17 protein-coding genes are annotated in these 21,678 nt (G+C 48.0%); 2 read left to right on the top strand and 15 right to left on the bottom strand.

What is annotated here, in order from left to right; genetic code table 11:
• Positions 1–210 precede the first annotated feature (210 nt).
• Both ABGV42_RS03660 and ABGV42_RS03655 read right to left on the bottom strand, forming a co-directional pair.
• Positions 211–1,242: a ketopantoate reductase family protein gene (locus tag ABGV42_RS03660; RefSeq protein ID WP_347380422.1), complete on the bottom strand. Its 1,032-nt coding sequence runs from the start codon at positions 1,240–1,242 to the stop codon at positions 211–213.
• A gap of 14 nt (positions 1,243–1,256) precedes the next feature.
• Positions 1,257–2,003 carry an acetoacetate decarboxylase gene (locus ABGV42_RS03655; protein WP_347380421.1) on the bottom strand — a complete coding sequence of 249 codons (747 nt, stop codon included), beginning with the start codon at positions 2,001–2,003 and terminating at the stop codon, positions 1,257–1,259.
• 129 nt (positions 2,004–2,132) lie between these two features.
• Here ABGV42_RS03655 and ABGV42_RS03650 point away from each other — a divergent pair, with 129 nt between their 5' ends.
• Complete coding sequence (locus ABGV42_RS03650) at positions 2,133–3,020, top strand: LysR family transcriptional regulator (RefSeq protein WP_347380420.1); 888 nt, start codon at positions 2,133–2,135, stop codon at positions 3,018–3,020.
• 50 nt (positions 3,021–3,070) lie between these two features.
• Here the strand turns inward: ABGV42_RS03650 and ABGV42_RS03645 are convergent, their stop codons facing one another.
• The 4 genes from ABGV42_RS03645 to ABGV42_RS03630 form a co-directional block, all read right to left on the bottom strand.
• Positions 3,071–3,910: a formylglycine-generating enzyme family protein gene (locus tag ABGV42_RS03645; protein ID WP_347380419.1), complete on the bottom strand. Its 840-nt coding sequence runs from the start codon at positions 3,908–3,910 to the stop codon at positions 3,071–3,073.
• A gap of 124 nt (positions 3,911–4,034) precedes the next feature.
• Complete coding sequence (locus ABGV42_RS03640) at positions 4,035–4,670, bottom strand: glycoside hydrolase family 11 protein (RefSeq protein WP_347380418.1); 636 nt, start codon at positions 4,668–4,670, stop codon at positions 4,035–4,037.
• Between the two features lie 86 nt (positions 4,671–4,756).
• Entirely contained in the window at positions 4,757–5,524 is a 768-nt protein-coding gene (locus ABGV42_RS03635) for an alpha/beta hydrolase (protein WP_347380417.1), read from the bottom strand.
• 60 nt (positions 5,525–5,584) lie between these two features.
• Complete coding sequence (locus ABGV42_RS03630; protein WP_110823073.1) at positions 5,585–6,877, bottom strand: SGNH/GDSL hydrolase family protein; 1,293 nt, start codon at positions 6,875–6,877, stop codon at positions 5,585–5,587.
• Positions 6,878–7,159: 282 nt separating this feature from the next.
• On the opposite strand from ABGV42_RS03630, the gene ABGV42_RS03625 reads away from it, so the two are divergent.
• Positions 7,160–8,302 (top strand): glycosyl hydrolase family 8, encoded by a 1,143-nt coding sequence (locus tag ABGV42_RS03625; protein WP_347380416.1) that lies wholly within the window; start codon positions 7,160–7,162, stop codon positions 8,300–8,302.
• Positions 8,303–8,430: 128 nt separating this feature from the next.
• Here ABGV42_RS03625 and ABGV42_RS03620 read toward each other — a convergent pair whose 3' ends face one another.
• From ABGV42_RS03620 to ABGV42_RS03580, 9 genes are all read right to left on the bottom strand, one after another.
• Positions 8,431–10,128, bottom strand: a complete 1,698-nt coding sequence (locus ABGV42_RS03620; RefSeq protein ID WP_239299211.1) for an RICIN domain-containing protein — start codon at positions 10,126–10,128, stop codon at positions 8,431–8,433.
• Positions 10,129–10,337: 209 nt separating this feature from the next.
• Positions 10,338–11,282 (bottom strand): carbohydrate ABC transporter permease, encoded by a 945-nt coding sequence (locus tag ABGV42_RS03615; protein ID WP_347380415.1) that lies wholly within the window; start codon positions 11,280–11,282, stop codon positions 10,338–10,340.
• Positions 11,283–11,299: 17 nt separating this feature from the next.
• Positions 11,300–12,145 (bottom strand): carbohydrate ABC transporter permease, encoded by an 846-nt coding sequence (locus ABGV42_RS03610; protein ID WP_347380414.1) that lies wholly within the window; start codon positions 12,143–12,145, stop codon positions 11,300–11,302.
• A gap of 53 nt (positions 12,146–12,198) precedes the next feature.
• Positions 12,199–14,781, bottom strand: a complete 2,583-nt coding sequence (locus ABGV42_RS03605; protein WP_347380413.1) for a DUF5696 domain-containing protein — start codon at positions 14,779–14,781, stop codon at positions 12,199–12,201.
• Between the two features lie 16 nt (positions 14,782–14,797).
• Positions 14,798–15,433 carry a Yip1 family protein gene (locus ABGV42_RS03600; protein ID WP_347380412.1) on the bottom strand — a complete coding sequence of 212 codons (636 nt, stop codon included), beginning with the start codon at positions 15,431–15,433 and terminating at the stop codon, positions 14,798–14,800.
• Positions 15,417–16,880, bottom strand: a complete 1,464-nt coding sequence (locus ABGV42_RS03595) for a hypothetical protein (protein ID WP_431523598.1) — start codon at positions 16,878–16,880, stop codon at positions 15,417–15,419. The genes ABGV42_RS03600 and ABGV42_RS03595 overlap by 17 nt, the downstream gene beginning before the upstream one ends.
• A 15-nt stretch (positions 16,881–16,895) precedes the next feature.
• A complete protein-coding gene (locus tag ABGV42_RS03590; protein ID WP_076288847.1) occupies positions 16,896–17,771 on the bottom strand; it encodes a carbohydrate ABC transporter permease in 876 nt (291 codons plus the stop codon).
• A 2-nt stretch (positions 17,772–17,773) separates the two neighbouring features.
• Positions 17,774–18,691, bottom strand: a complete 918-nt coding sequence (locus tag ABGV42_RS03585; RefSeq protein WP_431523634.1) for a carbohydrate ABC transporter permease — start codon at positions 18,689–18,691, stop codon at positions 17,774–17,776.
• A gap of 58 nt (positions 18,692–18,749) precedes the next feature.
• Positions 18,750–21,647, bottom strand: a complete 2,898-nt coding sequence (locus tag ABGV42_RS03580; protein WP_347380410.1) for an extracellular solute-binding protein — start codon at positions 21,645–21,647, stop codon at positions 18,750–18,752.
• Positions 21,648–21,678 lie beyond the last annotated feature (31 nt).

Below are 21,678 nucleotides of genomic sequence, written 5' to 3'. Positions count from 1 at the left end.
TATTCCATTTTTGCTTGCTCCACTTTGACAAACATTGTTTCATCATAAGTGGGATTTGTTAGGAGAGTGCGCTCCCTAAGTAAATGGAAAGTTAACGATAGTACCCTTTCTCGATTAACTAGAGTTGAACAGATCCAACAAAAAAAGCCGCAAATCGCGGCTTTTCATGGAATTCTATTTTCTATCAGGCAAGGAATAGATATCAACAAATTAACGTCCGTCTACGAGATGTTTAAATTCTTCAATGTTCGTCTGAAAATCAGGAACCGTTTGTGTCTCTTCAGCAGATTGGACCAGCTTTACAACCAAATCGTTATAAGGCGTCGCAATTCCTGTACCTGCCGCTTTGCTCGAAACGACTCCATTAATGTAATCAATCTCGGTTTTACGTTTTTTCTCCAGATCCTGAAGCATGCTTGCTTTGAGCAGGCGGGAAGGTTCCATCACATATTGTAACGTTTTAATCCGTTCCGGAATATCCTGTTCACTTTGGAGTTCAAGGGAGGCGATATCGAATCCGTTCATTTTGACAAATTCAATCCCGTTCGCATGTCCGACCTTAATCGTTTCGTCCGCGATATGAACAGCACTCACAATACCGACTTCATCATCCAGAATGTCTCCGTATTCTCCGTTCAATGCCGCCGACAGACCACTGAATGCATTATTGATCAGCAGCTTGGACCATTTGGTTCCCACTAAGTTGTCGGAAATGTGTGTTCCACCCACCAGGTCCAAAACCGATTTTACACGCTGAATGCGATCGGACATTTCTCCATTTAATTCGCCAATCTGAAAAGCATACTTTTTGAATTGTGTATACTCGGTTGTAAGGCTTGATACACCCGGTTCCATGAACGTGGCGCCAAACTCAACGGATCCGGCAATAACACGTGCTGCACCTACAATGGAAGCTACGTTTTCTTCAGGAATCCCGTTCTGCAAGGAACACACGATGCTCTCATCATGTAAGAACGGAAGCAATTCCCGAAGGATGGTACCGTTGGATAATTGTTTGGTCAATAGCAGCACAAGATCATATGTCCCAGATTTTTGGTCAGGGGTAATGGCTTTAACTTTTGCATGAAACTCCGTTGTACCAACCACTTTGGCTCCCGTTTGATTCAAGGCATTGACATGCTCCTGATACGCATCAATTAACTCAACATCCATACCACCATCCGCTAGATAAGCGCCTACGATGGTTCCTAAAGAACCTGCTCCTAAAATTGCAATTCTCATGGTAAACTTCCTCCTTATTTCTGCTCCAGGTAGTTATATACAGGCTGTGCGGCGTTCAAAGTCAGGTCTGTCAGGATATGCGAAGCTGAAACGACTTCCAATACAGGCAAATCGGCTAGGGGTGCCAATGCATGTTCAAAAAGCTGTAATCGTGCTGGTCCCGTCCATGCTTCCTTCACTTCGATATCCGTAATTTGGGTTCGAATCAAATCACATATTCTTAAATTCCCACTGTAATCCGTAGCAATCTTCATCATAAAGTTAGGGCGGCAGATTTCACTTTTGGCGAGTTCCTTATCCATCGGAGCATGCTTATATCCCATCGTTGCGGTTGCGACACGAAGCGTTCCGTAATCAAGCGTACCCACAAGTGTATCTGAATCAATGTATAGTTTGGGTGCACCTAACTTTTTGGGATACGCCGTGAGTTCTCTGCCACTTGCAATCGCAGGAAAGTTATCCACGTACATGGAATGCACATAGTCGCCATCCTCACCATTGAACTGCACAGGGATGACCTGTCCGGCTTCGGTATACGCACCTAATCCGGAGACATCCGGCATCCACATCACTTCAAATTTAACCAGCGGTTCAGCGATTTCCAGAGGCTCTGGCACTGCTGCACGTAGAGCTTTTTCATCCGTTCGATAAATAATGTTTAAGTATTCCCGATTCACAAATTTATAGGGCAGCATGGGGTAAGCCGGTGCCGTTAGGGGTGTATTCAGATTTTTGGCTATGTTATTCACATCGATTTTCATGAAGGACACCTACCTTTTAGTTATGTTTTCATCTCTCACAAATAAAATTCTACATTAATAATTAAATTTAATATAATACATAATAAGTACTATATATATTTATTGAAATAAATAAGGAGTGCGAAACGAATGGAATTGCTGCAGCTCAAATACTTTCAGACCGTTGCCTATACCGAACACATTTCCAAAGCAGCTCAACAACTAAATATTGCTCAACCTTCCTTAAGCCTGACAATCAAAAGACTGGAGGATGAATTGGGTACTACCTTGTTTGATCGAAAAGGAAGAAACATTCAATTGAATGCGTCAGGAAAAATTCTGTTGAAACACGTTAACCGGATTTTTACGGAGATTGAAAATGCTCAAATGGAGATCCAGTCGGAAGAACAACACGTATCTAACATCATTCGAATCTCGATTACGAATCCAAGATTCCTTACCGGGCTAATTAGCGAATATATTAATAGCAACCCGCAAACCCAGATTCATCAAGGCATTGGAACGAAGAACGAAATCATCTCAAGCTTGCAAAAAGGGGACATCGATGTAGGAATAACAGGTCATCCGATCCAGGATGAGGAGATTGAGAGTTGTGTACTGGTTAATGAGGATATTGTTCTGGTTGTACCTTCCCATCATCCGTACGCTGGAAAGACAAACATCTCGCTACATCTTGTTGCAAACGAACCCTTCATATCTCTTGCCGATAATGTGGAGTACAGCAACTTTACCACCATGCTCTGCGGGAAAGCAGGCTTCGTACCTAATCAGGTCTTTGAAGTAGATTCCCATACACTGCTTGAGATTATCAAACTTGATCAGGGAGTCGCTTTGTTACCTGTTTCCGTATGTAGAAAACTGGGGTTACACTATATAAAAATTGCTGATGATTCAGCGATCTATCCCATAAGCCTATCTTGGATCAAGCAAAAATCGTTATCTTCTCCGGTTGAACATTTTCGCGATTTTATTTCTTCGTACTATGATGTGAATGCTGATATGTATAAGGTGGATTAAGAACAGAATAAAAACATAATAAAAAGGCCCTTCTGTTAGGAAGGGACCACTTATTTTCCACGTACGACTCGAAACCCCTGATCGGGACCAAATCCATTGGCGTCAAATTTACCCGGAAAGGAAATCTCATTGTTGTTAACACCGCCCATCCAGCCGCCCCCCTTGACTACACGCCAGGTATTCTCCGGGCTCTCGGGATGGCTGTACCAGTCCCAGCACCATTCTCTCACATTCCCTGACATATCATGGATGCCCAGTTCATTGGCCTTCATGGTACCCACTTTCTGGGTTTGATTTCGGTTGCTCTCAATCGCAGGCCAGCTCCAGTCGCCAGTCAATATCTTGTCCCCTGCATTGATCCAGTACCAGGCTACTTCATCAGGATTGCTGCTTCCACTATAGACGTAGTTCATGCTTTTTTGGCCTCCGCTTGCAGCATACTCCCACTCTGTTTCAGTCGGCAAGCGATAACCGTCTGCGCCTTCATTTACAGTGATCGTCCATTTGAGATTGTCGTTTTCGTTTTTGTTGCTTGGATCGGTCGTATTCTTGTCGATATTATAGTAGGGTTTCAGGTTTTCCTTGATGCTGCGCTGATTGCAGTATTCCACGGCATCGTACCAGCTCACCATTTCAACGGGCAGGTCGTCTCCCTTGAAGCCGGATGGATTCTCGCCCATGATCTCCATCCATTCCTTCTGCGTAACTTCGTATTTCCCGATATAAAAATCAGAAACGGTTACGTCCTTACCGCTAAACGTCGACTTGGTGCTCTTAAAGGTTCCACCCTCCACGTATACAAAATGATCCCCTACATCAGCATTCGTTGATGAACAAGCGCTTAGGCAAGCCACAGCTGCAATGAACAGAAATAGCATCCACTTTTTCATTCTATGTCTCCTTCTGGTTCCTGGATTGAAAGCAAGACAGGCCTTGGACCTGTCTTGCTAGATCTCCTGTTCAGGAAATTACGATTGAACCATTCCCTGGGAATGATGACCAGAAGCTAGGACGTTACCAAACGGTCACGTTGGAGCTTCCGCTGCTTTGATATCCTTCAGTTGCCATCACCTGATAAGACCAGCTGTTGCCCAGATACATGCCTTTGCTTGCCCATGCATTCACGTGATTGCTGAACGTAATTGTAGAATTCACACCAATGGGACGCTTGGTTTGTCTCACACTCCAATATTGAGGGAAGGTCTGCGTTCCATCAATGGAAGGTGCGTTGTATCTCATGGTGGTATAGATATCATATGTGCCGCCATCACTGTTCACTGTGCCTTTATATGTTCCGGTTGGACGGTATGTTCCCCAGTTGTCGACCACGTAGTATTCAATAAGTGCATTCCGTGTCCACCCGTAAAACGTCAAATATCCGTTGCCAGATGGAGAGAATACACCCGCATTGTAATTCACTACTCGATTAGGTGTACCGTAAGTCCACCCTTTACCGACAACAAAGTTCCCCGTGTTCTGCCAGTTTACACTGTAGTTTCCTCCCGAACCGTTCACGGCATTAACTGTACCCCCTCCATCTGTCCAGTTCTGCCAATAATCTGTTGCTGCGCTGGATGTAGCGGCAAATACTCCGAAGCTCATGGAAGCGGCAAGGACAACAGTTAACCATTTTTTTCCGAATTTAAACATGGTAAAAACCTCCTGATATTTGGATTAGTTTTTGAATAATTCGGTACTTTTTTGGGTAGACACTGGAGTTGGAGTTGAGTTGGTATTTATTTAAAAAGACGTTTGGAAAACAGATACAAATCATTTTTCCACACTGGCCAGTCATGACCTCCGCTCTCTTCATACCAGATGTGCGGTACGTCCTGCTGCTCCAAATATTGATGTACGTCAACGCTAATTTGGATAAGATTATCCTGATCGCCACAGGAGATCCAAAGAAGCGACAAAAGCGAGATTGCTTCCTGCGGATTAGGAAGGAGCAGCTCTGGCGCTTTGGTGTTTGGAGCGGGAGAGAAGGCACCGACCCAAGCGAAATGGTTGAGATTGCCCAACCCTATGTTTAAGGACTGTCCTCCGCCCATGGATAAGCCGGCGATTGCCCTATTATCCCTGGTTGTACTTGCGGAATAATTAGATTCAATATAAGGAATAAGGTCATGAATCAAGTCGGATTCAAATCGTTCAAAGGCTTTTATTTTCTCCGGGTCAAATAGATCTCCCTCGGCTCGATCGTTTGGCATGGCGCGACCGTTGGGCAAAACAACAATCATGGGCTCCAGCAGGTTATCGTTGTAAAGATTGTCCAAGATGATCTGCGGGCTACCATGCTGCTGCCATTCCATCTCATCTCCACCGATCCCGTGAAGCAGGTAAAGAACAGGGTATGTGTTTTCGGAAGAAAATCCTGGAGGTGTGTACACCAGTGCTTTCCGGGTATTCCCTACCGTAGTGGAATCATACTCTATCGACTCTATTGCTCCGCGAGGTATATCATTGCGGTATTGGTCAAATCCAGCCGGTGCTGAAGATATCATGTACACTACTCCCTTCATAGGTGCATTTAGCTATTGGATTAATCTCCGGCCTTTGTTTTGTTAACTGACATAGCCAAAACCAAGAATCGTGAAGCGTTTATCCTCATGCCCTTCTGCCATTTCGATCTCGATCGTATGCTCTCTGACGTGCTTATCTTGAATTAGGAGCATGGCATGACAGCGTGTCCAATTTACTTCATGCGGATTGGCTTGTTTGGTGAGAACACCATCCACTTTGATAAGGGCTGTTCCGAACTCGTCGCTTCCGGAGTCTTTGAAAATTAATAGAAGACACCTGCAGCGCATTTGCAGCTTAAACTTTTGCGCTTCGGCCCTATCACCGCGGGTATACATCCAATTGTGCGGGAAGAGCGGCGTAGCATAATCGTGATCATCCATCTCGGCCATCTGCAGGTCGGTATCCGTCTGCGCGAAGCACCCCGGGTTGATTTTGGCAAGCTGATTGCCGTTTTTTCGATCAAGCAGTTTCACGTGGACGAAATCATCCCCAATCACAGGCGGCCTTCTCAGATCATGATCGTCCTGGTCCAGTTCGGCATGATTCACTGCATCAAACAGGTGACCCAGTGCATCGGCCATGATCTGATGTCCCAGGTTGGTCGGATGATATATATCATGAAAATATTGTTCTTTGGTTACGACGTTACCTTCTTGCTTGGTCTTGTGGAATTGCTCGACAAGAGCATCCTTCATGCTCACCATGGGCAGATTGTAATGCCAGCCCACCGGAGCTAGGCGATCCTGTAGATTCCAGTCGTTCTCAAAGACACTGAACAAAAGGATGACTGCAGGCTTGTTATCTGCAGCAAGCGCTTTCAATATTAAACTTTCATAACAGTTCCCCCGGGTTTCATCGTCCGCATCATTAACTGCAAACTCAATAACGACGATATCCGGTTGAATTTGGCCATCTCCAAGCACATCACGATCATAGCGTATCATTCCCAGTTCGGAAGGCGTTCCGCCTACTCCGGCTTTAACCAGCTGAATGGAACGACTGTCTGATGGAGCAAACATCGCCTTGAACCGCTCATACGATCGATAGGCGTAACTACGGAGATGAATAGGAATTGCGCCAGCGCCGTGGGTGATCGAACCACCGATATAAGCCATAACAACAGGTTCACCCTGTCCAGCCTTCTGAATTGCCCGTTTTAATCTGGCATTGTGACCTTTGTTCAAAAGAGATTGGCTAATCATTTTGTGATATTCAGGGGAGCAGTAATCGAACGTTGCCTCGTTATTCGTCTCCTTCACTCCAACGGGATCGCGCGGTGCAGTTATCCCTTGGTGTATATCTGCTTCTGGTGTATCTCCTGCATCGCGAACCATGTTTACCACCATCCTTTCTTCGATCATAAAGTTCATTGTCATTTGAAGGAATCCAAACGGGTAAAACTTTATGCTTGGTGGGTCCTTCTTCACGAGTGTAACACTTACATAATTTTACAGATACCCGATAAAGTATAGGACTTGCAGCAATCATATCATTTCATTTTGGTCATGATAATCGGAAAAAGGAAAGAACTAAGATTTCCAATGTAAACGCTTTAATTTATACACATTTACCGTGATATAATGGATTTAACGTTTGCAATAAGAGGAGGAAAACCCATGAATATCACCGGTCAAGGCGCCTATGATACAAATACATACAACAATCTCTTCCACAAATTTGGTTATGATGAACAGGAAATAAACGCACGGCTGGAGGAGTCATGGAACGAGCTGTTTTATGGAGAAGAGGATACGCGAATCTATTACCCGATGGGTGAGGACAAAGGCTATTTACTCGACACCGGTAATAACGATGTTCGCTCCGAAGGCATGTCTTATGGCATGATGATGGCTGTTCAGATGGACAAAAAAGAAGAATTCGATCGGCTCTGGAATTTTTCCCATACGTTCATGCAGCATGCTGAAGGTCGATACAAGGATTATTTTGCCTGGCACTGCCAACCTGATGGAACCCGCTTATCTCAAGGTCCTGCACCTGATGGTGAGGAATTTTTCGCGATGGCTCTCTTCTTTGCTTCTAACCGCTGGGGTGATGGAGATGCGCCTTTTAACTATAAGGAACAAGCCAGAAGAATCCTCCGCGCATGCATTCATCAAGGTGAAAATGGCGAGGGAGATCCCATGTGGGACCCGGAAACCAAATTGATCAAATTCGTACCGGAATCTCCATTCAGTGATCCATCCTACCATCTCCCCCATTTCTATGAGTTGTTTGCATTATATGCGGATGAAGACGATCAAGCCTTCTGGAGAGAAGCAGCGGCGGCAAGTCGAGCTTATCTGCATACCGCCTGTCATCCTGTAACCGGACTTTCGCCTGAATATGCGAACTATGACGGATCACCCGCTCCTGTTCAGCCGCATGGTGATTTTAGACACTTTTACAGCGATGCTTACCGGGTTGCCGCGAATATTGCTCTGGACTGGGAATGGTTCGACAAGGATCCCTGGCAGGTGGAGCAATCCAATCGAATTCAGTCCTTCTTCAGCAGCATGGATGTCGCCGAATATCGCAGATATACCATTGAAGGTGAACCGTTCGATGAACCTTCCTTGCATCCGATCGGTCTGCTCGCTACCAACGCGATGGCCTCACTGGCTGCAGATGGTCCACATGTCGAACATTTCGTACGCCTCTTTTGGAACACCCCCCTGCGGCAGGGTGAGCGCCGCTATTATGATAACTGTCTGTATTTTTTCAGCTTGCTGGCTTTAAGCGGCAGATATCGGATATATTAATCCCTCTACAATGAGTCATCGTACAAATGGAGTTCCTACGCATCACAGCGCATCGCGCAGACTGAAATCTCACGTAAAGAGGACCTTTCCGGCGATAACAGCCATGAAGGTCCTCTTGTGCAATAATGTTAATTGCTAACCGCGATAAATTTCCATTGTTGATTCGTTGCACCCGTGTACGTATTCTGCTGCAACTTGGCACCATCGGATGTGGAAGCGTTTTCTACTTCAATCGCTTTGTTGCTGTTCACGTTAATAATACTCCAATATCCATTCCCCAGATCGTTGACTTTGAAATGCTGTGCGGTCGTGTTCAGATTGCTCATGAGCTGAACCGCTTCACCGTTCGTGAGGGTACCGTTGCGAATATCAATCACTTTGTCCGGTGAGTTCACGCTGGTTAGTGTATAACTGCCACCGCCGATGGAGGTCAGAACCCACTTCTGAGGATTGCCGCCCAGATCGCTCCACTGCTGAAGCTGTAGATTGTTTTGATTTTGTCCCCCAGGAACGTCAATGACCTTATTAGAATGTCTGGCCACAATTTTGTAGGTTGCACCTGACACAAGCCCGGTTGTGGGTCCACCACCATTTCCACTACCTGGATACGATTGAGCACGTTCATGGTACCAGTTGAACAGGAATCGTCCCATGGCACTTCGTGAAGCATCGCCATCCCATTTCAGTCCAGCCGTTGGATCGGCAAAAGAACTGCGCTGCCCTGGCTCAAGAATGAAGCCGTTCATGTGAGCCGCAATACTAACGTTTCCAGCCGCGTTGAAGATGGTTTTGGTATTGGTACCGAAACCTTCGTTGCTGCCATTAAACAGGTTCCAATAGGCCGAATCACCAGGTTTGTTCTTAAACCAGGTTACTTCCGTGATATTGATCGGATACTTGTCTGCTGCTGCTTTCACATTGGTATTCCACTGATCTTGCAAAATGGAGAAGTTATCGTACGCGCCGTAACCCGGATACCAGTGAACGGCATATCCGTAGTTGTTCAGGGGATCCGTCAATGGATGGCTTGCCGTCAGACTGTAGAACTGGTTATACCCCAGACCTGCAGCCCAGATTACGTTATCGGCACCCTGGTTACGAATCGTGGAGATGATGGAGTTCTGGAAATTGCGCAAGTCATTCCAGTGATCCACAAAATCATTTTCCCCGTTGTATCCGCCCCAATGTCCATTCGCATACGATTTCACTGGCTCGTTAATGAGCTCAAAGTGAACGTTATCGGCACTTTTAATCTCGGGACGAGATGCAAGATATCCCCAGATTTGATTGAATTTCTGCAGGTTGGAAGCGGTGGTTGCCTGGTCATCCTTCAACGTAAAGTCGAGTCCCAGGACGACATACACACCTTTGGTTTTGGCATATTGAATGTATGGGATAATGACGTTCTGCGTAACGGTCTGCACACCGGCAAAATTGTATGTACCCGCCGCCACATCACCCATGTCCTCACGATCAATGAACAGACGTACCTGATTCATGTTCCATCCATGATTGCTGCCGTATTTCGGACTTGTGTCCGCAAATGTATCGGTAATGTCTTTCAGGTAGGCCAGTGTAGCCGCATGACGATTGTTGCCGTGCAGATTAAGATAATAATTGCTGTTCTGATACGTCCAGTAGGCACCTGAAGGTTGATGCCAACCGTTCAGAAGCACAGGCTGATTGTTGCTGTTCACCAGATTCTTGCCACTTACGTGAAGTTTGCCCATAGGCATGCCAACCCACGCCTCTGCGCGGCTTCCTCCCCATGGAGCAATCGTAATCAGTAAAGCCAAAACGAGTAAAAGTTTACAAGACATCCACATCTTTTTCACTTTATATCCTCCTGTCATGATCGATTGCTTATCCTCAATGCAATATCCGATGAATCGCAGCAAAGCCTAAAAGTAGACTAAGCATCGGTTGGCGCACGCTTCCGCAACCCGTTCCACACGTTCAGGGGCAAGACTCCTCCTCCTCTCTTCAGATCGTATCGATCTGTCTCGGATCTTTCTTCACGGTTAAGCCTAACGTTTTAGCCAACGATTCCTGTACGTTCTACACTTTCCACGAAATAACGCTGCACGAAGAGATAGATAACAATCAAAGGCAGAATGGCGAGCAATATTCCCGTATCCTGAATCATGCTTAGATAAAAAGGATCCGCCTTAGAGGCTCCATCACTTACTTGTTGGGCCAGATTATACGGAAGCGAAGACAGTTGGGTCGACATGACCTTACTTGAAGTCAGATACGTGGTCGTGTAGAAGCTATCATTCCACTGCCATACAAAGGAAAACAGCATCACGGTCACCATGGATGGAATTGCATTCGGCAGCATAATTCGGGCAAAGGTCCGCCCAATGCCTGCACCGTCCACATATGCCGCCTCTTCCACTTCCTTCGGAATGCCGCGGAAGAACTGACGAAAGATGAAAATATACAATCCGGCTTTAAGCGAATTGGCGGTAATGGCGGTCAGAATGAACGGCCAGTAGGTATTCAGCAGGTTCACCGATTTGCCGGTAATCAGTGTCATCAAGCCCATCAGGTCGAAGCTTTTCAGGTTGAGATACACCGGAATCAAAATCGTCGTGGGCGGAACGAGAATCGTGAGAATGACACCTGCGAACAGCAAATTGCTCCCCTTGAACTTCAACCGGGCGAAACCGTATCCTGCCAGGGCACAGGACGCTGTCGTTAACAGTGTTGTTGTCGCTGACAGAGCGAAGGTATTGAACAGAGTCGCCCAGTAATCCATAACCCGGATAGCCTGCTGAAAGTTATCGATCGAGAAATTCTGGGGGATCCATACCACCACTGCGGAATACAGGTCACCCTTATCTTTTATGGACGTAGAGATTTTCTGAAATATCGGAAAGAGGATAACAAAGGAAAGTCCAGTAATCAGTACGAACCGAATCACTGACCAGAGCCAGCCTTTCCAGTGTTCCAGCGATAATAATCGAGAAGTCGTCACGCTGAACGTCCTCCTTTCTAATCTTGATAGAAGACTCGTTTCGAGAACATAATGGATACAATCACGAGAATGATGGCAATCGCTAGAAAATACACCCATGCCATCGCCGAGCTGAGGCCAAAGTCAAATTTCACGAATCCGGTATCCCGGATCAGTTCAGTCATGGCGTTATTGGCAAACGAGTCGATAATCGTGTAGATCGCATTGACAAAGATCAGCGGACTGACCATCGGGAATGTAATCTTCCAGAATGCTTCGTACCCGGTAGCACCTTCCATTTTGGATGCCTCATAGAGCTGAGGAGAAATGGTCTGAATGCCAGCCAAAAAGATCAAAATTTGCACCCCCGACTGGCTGACAATCTGATAGATTCGATCAACGGCACTGCTCAGATACGTCACGATCCATTCGCTCACCCCGGCATCCAACATCAGATTTTCGAGCTCAAATGTACCTAGTGCGCTTCCTCCAGTACTATTCTGATTAACAGCATCAATCAAGCTGGTGCTTTCCAGTGACATGATGACACCGGATGCCAAAATAACGGGCAAGAAGAATATGGAACGTGCCACAGCCCGGCCTCTGAACTTCTGGTTCAAGATGACGGCGAGAAACAGGCTAAATATGACAATAAGAGGCACATTGACAAGCACATCGGTAATCGACTCGATCAACGCTCGGTTAAAACTGGTATTGACGGTGAGCGCCTGAATATAGTTGGCAACCCCGGTGAATTGAATGGCAATGCCTTCCGCATTGGCCTGAATCGTGCTCATGCTGTAACGCAGTGACGCGAGCAGCGGGATGAAGAAAAATAATACAAATCCGACCAGCCATGGAAGCACGTAGATGACGCCCCACATGGCTTTCTGCTGAGCATACGTACGACTTCCCGATTTCCATTTCAGGAGTGTCTTCAGAGCTGCTCACCACCCGTCACATAACCTTGGGCTTCCACGGATTGGCCCTCAACCTCTACAGGAAAATCATTATAATTCACGATCACGAAGCCACCGCCATCATAGGTTGTTCGGTACACACCTTCCGCCAATGCTTCATGCGATTTCATGGATCGCCCGGCAAATGGAAGATTGGTCTGATTGACCTCGTTGTACATCTCGGCAGCCAGGTCTACCCACTGCTCGTAATTTGCCGCGTACAGATCGTCATAATCGGTCTGTTTGACTACATGATTAGGCGCATTAAACCAGGCAAAGTACGGACTTGCCCCATATTCAATCAGCTTCAGCACATATTGTCTTGGGTTCGTATACGTCGAGAGATTGTAGGGAGATCCCGTATAACTAATATTTCCATGAACCACCAATTGAAAGAATGGAACCTCCTCATCCTCCAGTTTGAACTGACTGCTGTTCATTGGAGCATCCGTTAGTCCGGTAACATAAGGCAGCGCGTAGCCATTTCCACCTTCGGCCACAACGGAGCCTGCCTGCTGTTTGATCTGTTCTAGGGCTTTGTTGACTACGCCCAACGCTTCCGTTCGATCCAGCTGCTTCTTGGGATTCATGTCGCTGTTCAGCTGTTCAGCCAGATCCTGCAGGCTCAGTGATTGCGCTTGCTCTGCTTTTGAAATAGACTTCATCTCATCCAGCATATCTGTTGTAACCTGATCCAGCTTGTTGGGCGAAAGTACATAGGATGGTGACCTTTCCCGGTCACGGCGCTGTAAGGCTTGATTCATCGGATACACAACAGCCGGTTCCTGGGTTAACGTTCGTGAAGCCTCTTTATTTGGTTTGAACCCTTTCTTCGACTGTACATTCAGCAGAGCTATATCCGGATAAAATCCGATACCCGCTTCCCGTGCGTAATCACTAAATTCGCGCATGCCCTTCTTGCCACCAATGGCTCCATCCACCAAAATGGAATCCGGCAGTCGGTGGTGCAATCCATCATTGAACCATCCGGCGTAGCGAACCTGAATGTTGGATACATTTTTCTCCGTGAGCGTGGACAGAATCTGCTTGGCTTCCTCAAAAGTCGTAAGCGCCTCAGTCGAATCATAAGGGATACCCAGCATATGCTGCCGGGTTGTCATCCCGCCGAACAATTTCAGATAAAATGGAATGCCCGCCTGTTCTTTACCCGCTTGCTGCTCGGGAAGTCCTCCAGTTTGCAGCAGATAATTCCGATAGAGTTCCGCCAACCCTGAATAGGAAGCCTTCTCCCCGCCGACAAAGGCGTAACGGACAACAAAGTCTGACGCTGTCGGTTTTTTCTGGAATTTGGGAAGTGTTCGCACCATGTCACTTGCCTGAAGCGTTACATCGCTCTTATTCATGACATAGAAGCTTGGATATACGTTGTTATAGCTGTTCAGCTTGCCGCTGATATCCGCATTCACCACTGCCACAGCGTCCCCCTCCTCGATAATGCCAAGGAAAGCTCCCTCTTTGCGAATCAGTCCAAAGACCGGCAACCTGGCTTTGGCTTCCGCCGAGCCGGCTTCTCTCAACTTCATCGTCAAATCCGGGCCGTAAACATCTTGTTGATAACCGGGATACTGGAGCTTGCCATTGTTAAAATGGATTAGTGCTCCCGAGCCGTCCGGTACAAATATTGAGCCCTCTTCATTCATCCCTCCGGCTCCGAAATATTCCAGTACGGATATGGTGTTGATCGGATATTCTTCCGGAAAATGAATGCCGGATGCAGGAACACGCACCAGCAGATTCTCACCATCCAGTTCGTATTCCAGCGTCATCATGAAGAGCCTCGGTCCACTTCGCTCCTGATCGATCCCGTGCTCGGCATGGTCCTGTGCCAGGTCTTCTTCCGTATAACCGGCCGTGTCAAATGCCTTGAGAGCACGAGACAGCTGAAGTCCCTGCAGAGCCTTGTCGATTCGAACATAAACACCTTCTTCTTTGTCTTCGGTATACCCGATCTTCAAGGCGCGTTCTCCTGCCTTGTCGAGCTGTGCTAACAGCTTTTGCTCAAATCGTTCCTTGCTGATTTTGACCGGTAAATCTTCAATGGAGCGCTCCGTGCTCCCGAACTGATAGTGAACCCGGACCCCGCTTGGCATAGCCTCATAGCTAACCTGCTTATGACCGATGCTATCCGTATAAGAGTTCACCGTACTGCTCTGACCCTGGTTGTTAAAAAAGCTAAGTCTGGCTTGGGATGACAGAAGATCTTTGTTAATGCCGGCCGCAATCCCGTCCTGCTCTCGATCTGCCGGATTGCTGCGCCAGATCTGTCCGCTCTCTCTGTCCAGGACAGCAATCTCTGCCGTCTTTTCATCGATAAACAGCTGCAAGGCTTCATTCCTGGCAATACCAATCATGTCTTGCAGTCGAGGATCGCTGAAAGAAGATTTCAGTTGTTCTCCGGGAGGCAGGGAGGGAAGATCGGCCTGATCTACAGCTGCTGCTGCCTCACGAGCTTGCGGTGATAGCGAGACCTGGCAACCACTTAGAAGCATACTGCCAATCAGCAGCATTCCGGTTATTTTTTTTGCTACAGCATATTTCACTGGATGTCCTCCTTCCTTAGCCCCGAAGCACGATTTCTTGATAGATGGTTACGACAAACGATACGATCTGCTGCACCAGACTGAAGAAAAGCAAGCACAGAAAAGCCATAAAAGCCATGGCTACAAGGGTAAGCAGCATCGTAAGCACCGTCTTAGCCGGTGTGTACTGATGAACGGTCATGTTACCCACAAATAACAGATACACCGTCCAAGCAACAGCAAGTGCATTGGAGAAATAATAAAAGGCTGTCTCCTGCGCGGAAATGACGAGACTCAGCCAAATCCACGGGAAATGAATCAGGAGCAGCGGCACCAGTGCAAAACACGTCGACATGAAAATCTCCGAAAACTTGCCTTCTCCGTCCATCAGGGTCGTTAGCGACCAGTTGGCCACACACCAGAACAGTACCGGGATCATGACATACAACACTTCAAGCAGGCTGTTCAGATACTTGGGATTGTTAAAATTAATGAGAAAACCGCTGTACTGGGCATGCAAAATCTTGGTAACCATCAGCAGCAGCATAATCATACAGGCAATCAGCAATGTCGTTCGTTGATTACGTTCATATTTCAGTTCCCAGTACCCATCGAACGGGTGAAAGATGAGGTGAAGCGGATACTGGTAAAGCTGCTTACTTGGCGCTTGCATTTGTTGTCCTCCTTTTCTGCCTGCGAACGATGACGACGGTAACAAACGCAGCAACAGCAAGGAATAGACCGGACATCATCCACGAAAAATGCTCACGCATCAGCTCCTTGCGGAACAAAAGAAAAGCTTTGGAGTAACCCTGCCGCTCCATGCTCCGTTTGAAATATTGCGCAGATTCGGCGTAATCCTTCTGGCGAAGCAGCGACTTGCCAATACCCGCATAGGCATACTCCAGGTTCGCATTCATCTCGGCGGCCTTGGCGAACAGCACCGAGGATTGATCTTCATCTCCGTTGTAATAACTGCGCACCGCTTCGTGCAGCGTGCGCCCGTATTCCGTTATCTCGAATACCGTAATCTCACCGAGCGCCTTATCCAGCACAAGCATTCGGTCTCCTGCACGTTCCAGTGCAACTGGTGTGTTAAACTGTCCCAACCGATTGCCTATCCCCCCAAAAATATGGAGCAGGTATCCATCACCGTTATAGGTGAATATTCTCCCTCTGTTGGAGTCAAGCACCGAATACATGTCACTGTCTCCCACGTCTACATCAATCAGGCGCGATGGCCCAGCTTCATTCGTGTACATCAGATCACCTTGTGGGTAATGATATCCTTGTCTGCGCAAAATATCGGTCCCCTGGGCATTCAGCTTCTTGATTGGATCCTTGCCGCGGTCACCGCTCGTGGCATAGATGAATCCCTCTTCATCCATATCCAGGTTGGTGAATTCCGTCGGCGTGAACATGACCATCTGACTGCGCTGCTCACGCGTGGCAAACCGTTTCCATAAATACTCTACCGGGTCAACTTGAACCCTATTCGCTCCGATAAAGGAGGAAAATGTACCGTCGGCACTGAACTCCATGAATCCGTCAAATACACCCGCTGCCATGACGTAAATACGGTCTCCTTTATCCATGACAACCCGAACGGGTTTGAATTGAAAATCCGCCTGTAACAGATCCGATTTCGGCTCAGCCACAACCTTGACCAATTGGCCTTGTTCATTCAGATGGACGACCCGTTGATTGTCGGTATCCGCAATGAGAAGATCCCCTTTATCACTCACATACAGCCCTTGCGGATTATTGAATTGCTCCTCCTTTCCATCACGTTCAAAGGAATCAATCGTCCGGACCAGCTTCAAATTACGATCCATTTCCACAATGCGACCATTGCCGGAATCCAGTACGAACACCCGCTGATCTGCTGTGACATGCATGTCACTGGGTTCTTTGAATGCACCAGCGTTTACTTTTTTTCCCGTAATGATGGACGTGGCCTCGTATGCTGCAGGAGCCGGAACGGAATCGCCCCAGTAGGAATATTGGTAAGCATCCTGCTTGCCATCTGCACTCACGGGTGCTGCCTGCTGGCTGAACCACAGGAGGCAGACCATGCCCATGATGATCCAGCCCTGCTTGTTCCATGTGCTTTTCCGCACCTCGCTGCCTCCTTTCTACTCTTTCATGCCCGAAGTAGCCATCGTCTGCATGACGCTGCTCTGGGAGATGATGAACAGGGTAATCGGTACGATCATAAGCAGCAGTGCAACCGCTGCACCAACCCCCGCTCTCGCTATTCCTCCCTGAACAATCTGGCTGAGCGCGTAGTGCAATGTTTTAAGATTTTCACTGTAAATAAAACTTCCACCGTCTGTACCCCAGAGGGCGGGAAACTGCAATATCATCAGAGTAAGCCAAGCCGGCTTCACATTAGGCATCACAATACTCCAGAAAATCCGGTATTCATTCGCGCCATCAATCTTCGCTGCCTCGAGCAGTGCATCCGGGATCTGTTCCATGAATTGTTTCATCAGAAACAGTCCCAAGGAGAACGCTAGGGATGGCACGATAATCGAAGCATGACTGTTAATCCAGCCGAGCCAGGACATAACCATGTAGTTCGGGATCGCAGTGACATGCGGCGAAAACATGAGGGACAGAATGACAATCGTGAACAACACTTTGGAGCCGGGAAAACGATATTTCGCCAGTGGATAAGCTGCCGCTGAGGCCAGAAGGATATGTCCTGCCGTCCCCAGGATCGTAATGAGCAATGTATTGGCAATATAGCGGGATAACGGTACCCACGAATTGCCCATTAGATTGATCAGATCCGCGAAATTCTCCGTTGTCGGATTGTTCACCCAGAAGCGCGGTGGAAAAATAAACAATTCATCCAGTGGCTTAAATGCGTTGTTAACAGCATAAATGAGAGGCAACACCATAAATGATCCAAACACGGCCAGCAGGGCAAACAGCATCAGGCTGACGGTAAATGACCGATTCAGTCTTTTGGGCATGCCGAACACGGCACGTACTTTGCTGGTCATTGTCATTCACCTATCTTTCTCAGCATTTTTTGCGTCAAGACGTTCGTACCAAGCATCAGTGCAAACAGCACCGTTGCAATGGCCGAGGCATAGCCCATCTCGAAGCGAATGGTGCCGAAGTCCATCAAGTGGGTAACGACCGTATGCGCTGCATAGTTAACACTTGGGAAACCGGCCAGGGCAATCGAAATTTCGGCTACAGCAAATGAAGCCGTAATCTGCATGACTGCGCCAAACATGAGTTGGGGTCTCATCGATGGCAGGGTAATATACCAGAGCTCCTGCCAGCGATTTTTGATCCCATCCACTGTACCGGCTTCCACCAGCGAGCGGTCAATCGTCTGCAAACCTGCGATAAAAGCCAGGAAGCTGGTTCCAAGACTGAGCCATAGTTGAACGATAATGACGATGGCCAGCACGTATCTCTCATCTACGAGCCATTGGATGGGTTCCAGGGTGACGCCCAGACGCATCAGGAAGCCATTCATGTACCCGTAGCTGTCACCGGAGAAGATGATCAGCCAGATGAAAAACACGTTACCGGATATGGACGGAGCGTAGAATATCAGCGTCATAACCGCCCGGATTTTGGGCGACAGTTCATTGATGATCCACGCAAACAAAAAGCAGGCAATATAACTGACTGGGCCGGTGATGACGGCAAACAGCAGCGTATTTTTCAGAGCAATTAAAAAGACATCGTCCCCCAGGAACAAGCGTGAATAGTTTTGCCAGCCGATAAAACGCGGCAGCTCCAGCATATTGAAATGGAAAAAGCTGAGCCCAAGCGAAATGCCGACCGGAATGACAGTGAACATGAAAAAGATCAACATAAACGGTGCCATCAATACGTAATAGTGTCTGCTGAGATACAGATCCCTTTTCAAAAGGGACCACCTGCCCGCTGGACGCGTATGGATGGCAGGAGCGGCTGCTGTCTTGGCTGTTTTGGCTTGCAACCGTTACCCTCCCTTCCTTCTACTTCAGATTAAATTCCTTGCGCTTTAACTCGATTTCATCATCGATATACAGGACATAGTCCGACAGGGCCTCACGCGGGTTTTCGTTGGCGTTGACCACTTTACGGAATGCATTGTCCAGATGCCTGCCTGTGAAATAACCTCCCGGAAGCTGCGGGATACCTTGTACCCATTTCCATTGTTTCTCCAGATTTTGATAATCCTTCACGGGCCAAGGCAGCTGCTGCAGTGCCTTAATATTGGCCGTGGGATAGCGGGCAGCCGCTCCCATCAGGCCTTCCATTTCTCTTCCGTATTCGATCTGGGTCTGCTCATCGGTCCACCATTTCATGAACTTCCATGCAGCTTCCTTGTTGCCTGCACTTTCGAGCATCATCACGGCGCTGGTCGCACTGGCTACCTCATGCCGTATAGAACCGTCCGGAAGCTCAGTACCCGGAACAATGGTAAAATCCCAGAGGTTGCGAATTTCCGGTGCCATGACCGTCAGCATGTTGTACGTGGTATAATCAGCGATGCCAATCGGCATTTCCCCAGTACGGAACCGGTTTGGAAAGTCTGCCTTGAGCGGAAATTTGTAATTGGTATAGAACTGGGTCCAGCGTTTAAAAGCATCCATTGAAATCTCCGAATCCAGTGCACTCTTCTTCTGATCTTCCGTATAGAATGTGCCATCATTCTGATACAACAGCATGGCAAAAGTGGAGTTCGGTACTAGGTTTGCATTGTTCAGCGTATCCTCGATGGGCAGATAGAACTCCATGTTGTGTTTTTGCAGCACCGCGATGGCGTTATAGACGTCCTGCCATGTCTTCGGCGGTTCAAGGCCCAGCTCATTCAGGATATCTTTACGGTAAAAAAGCATCGGGAAGTGCTGCTGCTCCGGCAGCGCGTAGACCCCGTCATTGTAACGGTAAGGCGTCAGTCCGCTTTCACGGAACCGTCCGGAAACTTCTTCGAAGTCCGGGAACTTGCTCAGATCCGCTGCCGCATTTCTCATCGCATAGTTCACGGGTATGTCCTCACCCATCTGCATGGCCACGTCCGGTCCTTCCCCCGAAAGCGTTGCAGGCAGCAGAATGTTGGGCGGAACAAGACGCAATTGTACCGAGACATCGGTATCCGGGGTAAACGAATCATCGATCAGACCCTTAAGCACCTGGGCTTGGTCCCGTCCAGTTGTAATCCAGACGGTAATCGCGTCTTTCTTTTGCTCCACGTTGCCGATACTGTCGTAATCTTCCGTATAGGAAGCCACATAGGCTCCCAGTTCATGCTTTACTTGCTGGATGGCCGAAGAATTTGCATCCGGCAGTGACCCACCTGGCTGGGATACGACAAGGTAATCCATCGTAATGGGCTGCTCTCTCACGGTCAGAATCCAGGTGCCAAGTCCGCCCACGTTAATCTTGAATGTATCCAATCGTTTCGTTACTGTCTCTGGTCTGGCCACCATATCCTTAAGCTGAACGACCATTGCATTCAGAATCGCAACTTTATCGCTCTGCTCACCCGTGGCCTGCTCCAGATAGGCTGCAACCGAGCTAAGTGTATCCGCCTGTCGTTGAAACACCTCGGTCATCTCCGGAATACGCCGTTCGAGCTGATAGTCCCGCAGCGGATCGGGTTGGTTCGAAGTGATCATTAATATTTTGCGGTACATCTCGTTCAGTTCCAGCACGCTGGACTCCAACGTACGGAGCAGCGGGGCAATATCACCCAGTGTGACTGTCATCCGAATGCGGTGTTTCCCTTTTTCAAGATGGAACTGATAGGGCTGTTCTTCTCCGGCTCCGAGGACTTGCGTTTGCCAGGAAGGACTGTAATTAAAACGAATGCGTTTCATTTCCTTAAACGGTACCTTGCCGTCAATGGTGAGACTGCGGGTGGCATAAATGCCGCGCAGTTGGTCCTGCTTCACCTTCAGCGCGATCTGATATAACCCGTCTTCCGGCACGTCAATTTCCCACTCAATCCATTCACCCGGTAGTTTCCAGTTTATTCCTCCAATGGCGTTAATCCGAATCTTCGAAACGTGATATGGCTCAAGTGAAGGACTGGATCGATCCGAGATGGGTGACAGTGTCGGCGAGGACTTGCTCGCTGCCTGCTCTGCCTGAACCTTCAGCATGACGGGCTCAGCCGGTTTCAAGCCACGTGTCTCATAACTTGCCTGCAAATCCGCATAGGAAGGGACGTCCTCTTCCTGATACAGTTCGATATAATCAATGGCCATGCTCTCTCTTAACGAGGTGAGCGTTAAATCCTGTGTACCCTTTTCAAAATAAAATTGGAACGGCTCCTCGAAGTAACCTGCGCTATCCCTGAAGGAAGCGAGCTGCCACTCGGGCTGTTCCACCTGTCTTGGCCTGAGATCGTTGCCGCGGTCATCCCGCCTGATGTCTTCTTCCCGATTGCCCCACACCCTGTCGAACAGCAGGACGTCAGCACCCCTGAATGGAACCTGCCCGTTTAGCTCCAGCCTGCGTTCAATCCCTGAACTCTTGCCTTCAACAGGATAATAATGGATGCGGACATGGTACAGACCACTCGCTTGTACGGGCACATCCCAGCGGATGCTTCCGGTTTCAGGCGTAATGACGGCTTTGCCATCCAATCCCTCATATCCCTGTACAACTTCGAACGCTCCGCCGTCCGCCCGAACATAAGATTCGCCTTCAATTCGTATGACGTTATCCGGCTTGGCGCTGCTGGCATGCATACTCAGATAATGTTCATAGCTGCTTTCATCGTCCGTGTTCGAGACCGCTTCAAAATCTTCGAGCGCATGTACCATTCCCGTGCTTTGATCACGCGATGGATAGATCGTCCAGATCGAGAACACTAAGGCCAGGACAAGCACCAGAATCAGCCCCATTTTCTTACGTGACCGCATGTTCGAATGTATCCCCTTTCCTGTAAGCGTA

This window comes from Paenibacillus pabuli, from assembly GCF_039831995.1.
Taxonomy (GTDB): Bacteria; Bacillota; Bacilli; order Paenibacillales; family Paenibacillaceae; genus Paenibacillus; species Paenibacillus pabuli_C.
The sequence above is the reverse complement of the archived record's forward strand: the minus strand, read 5'-3'. Positions and strand labels throughout refer to the sequence as shown.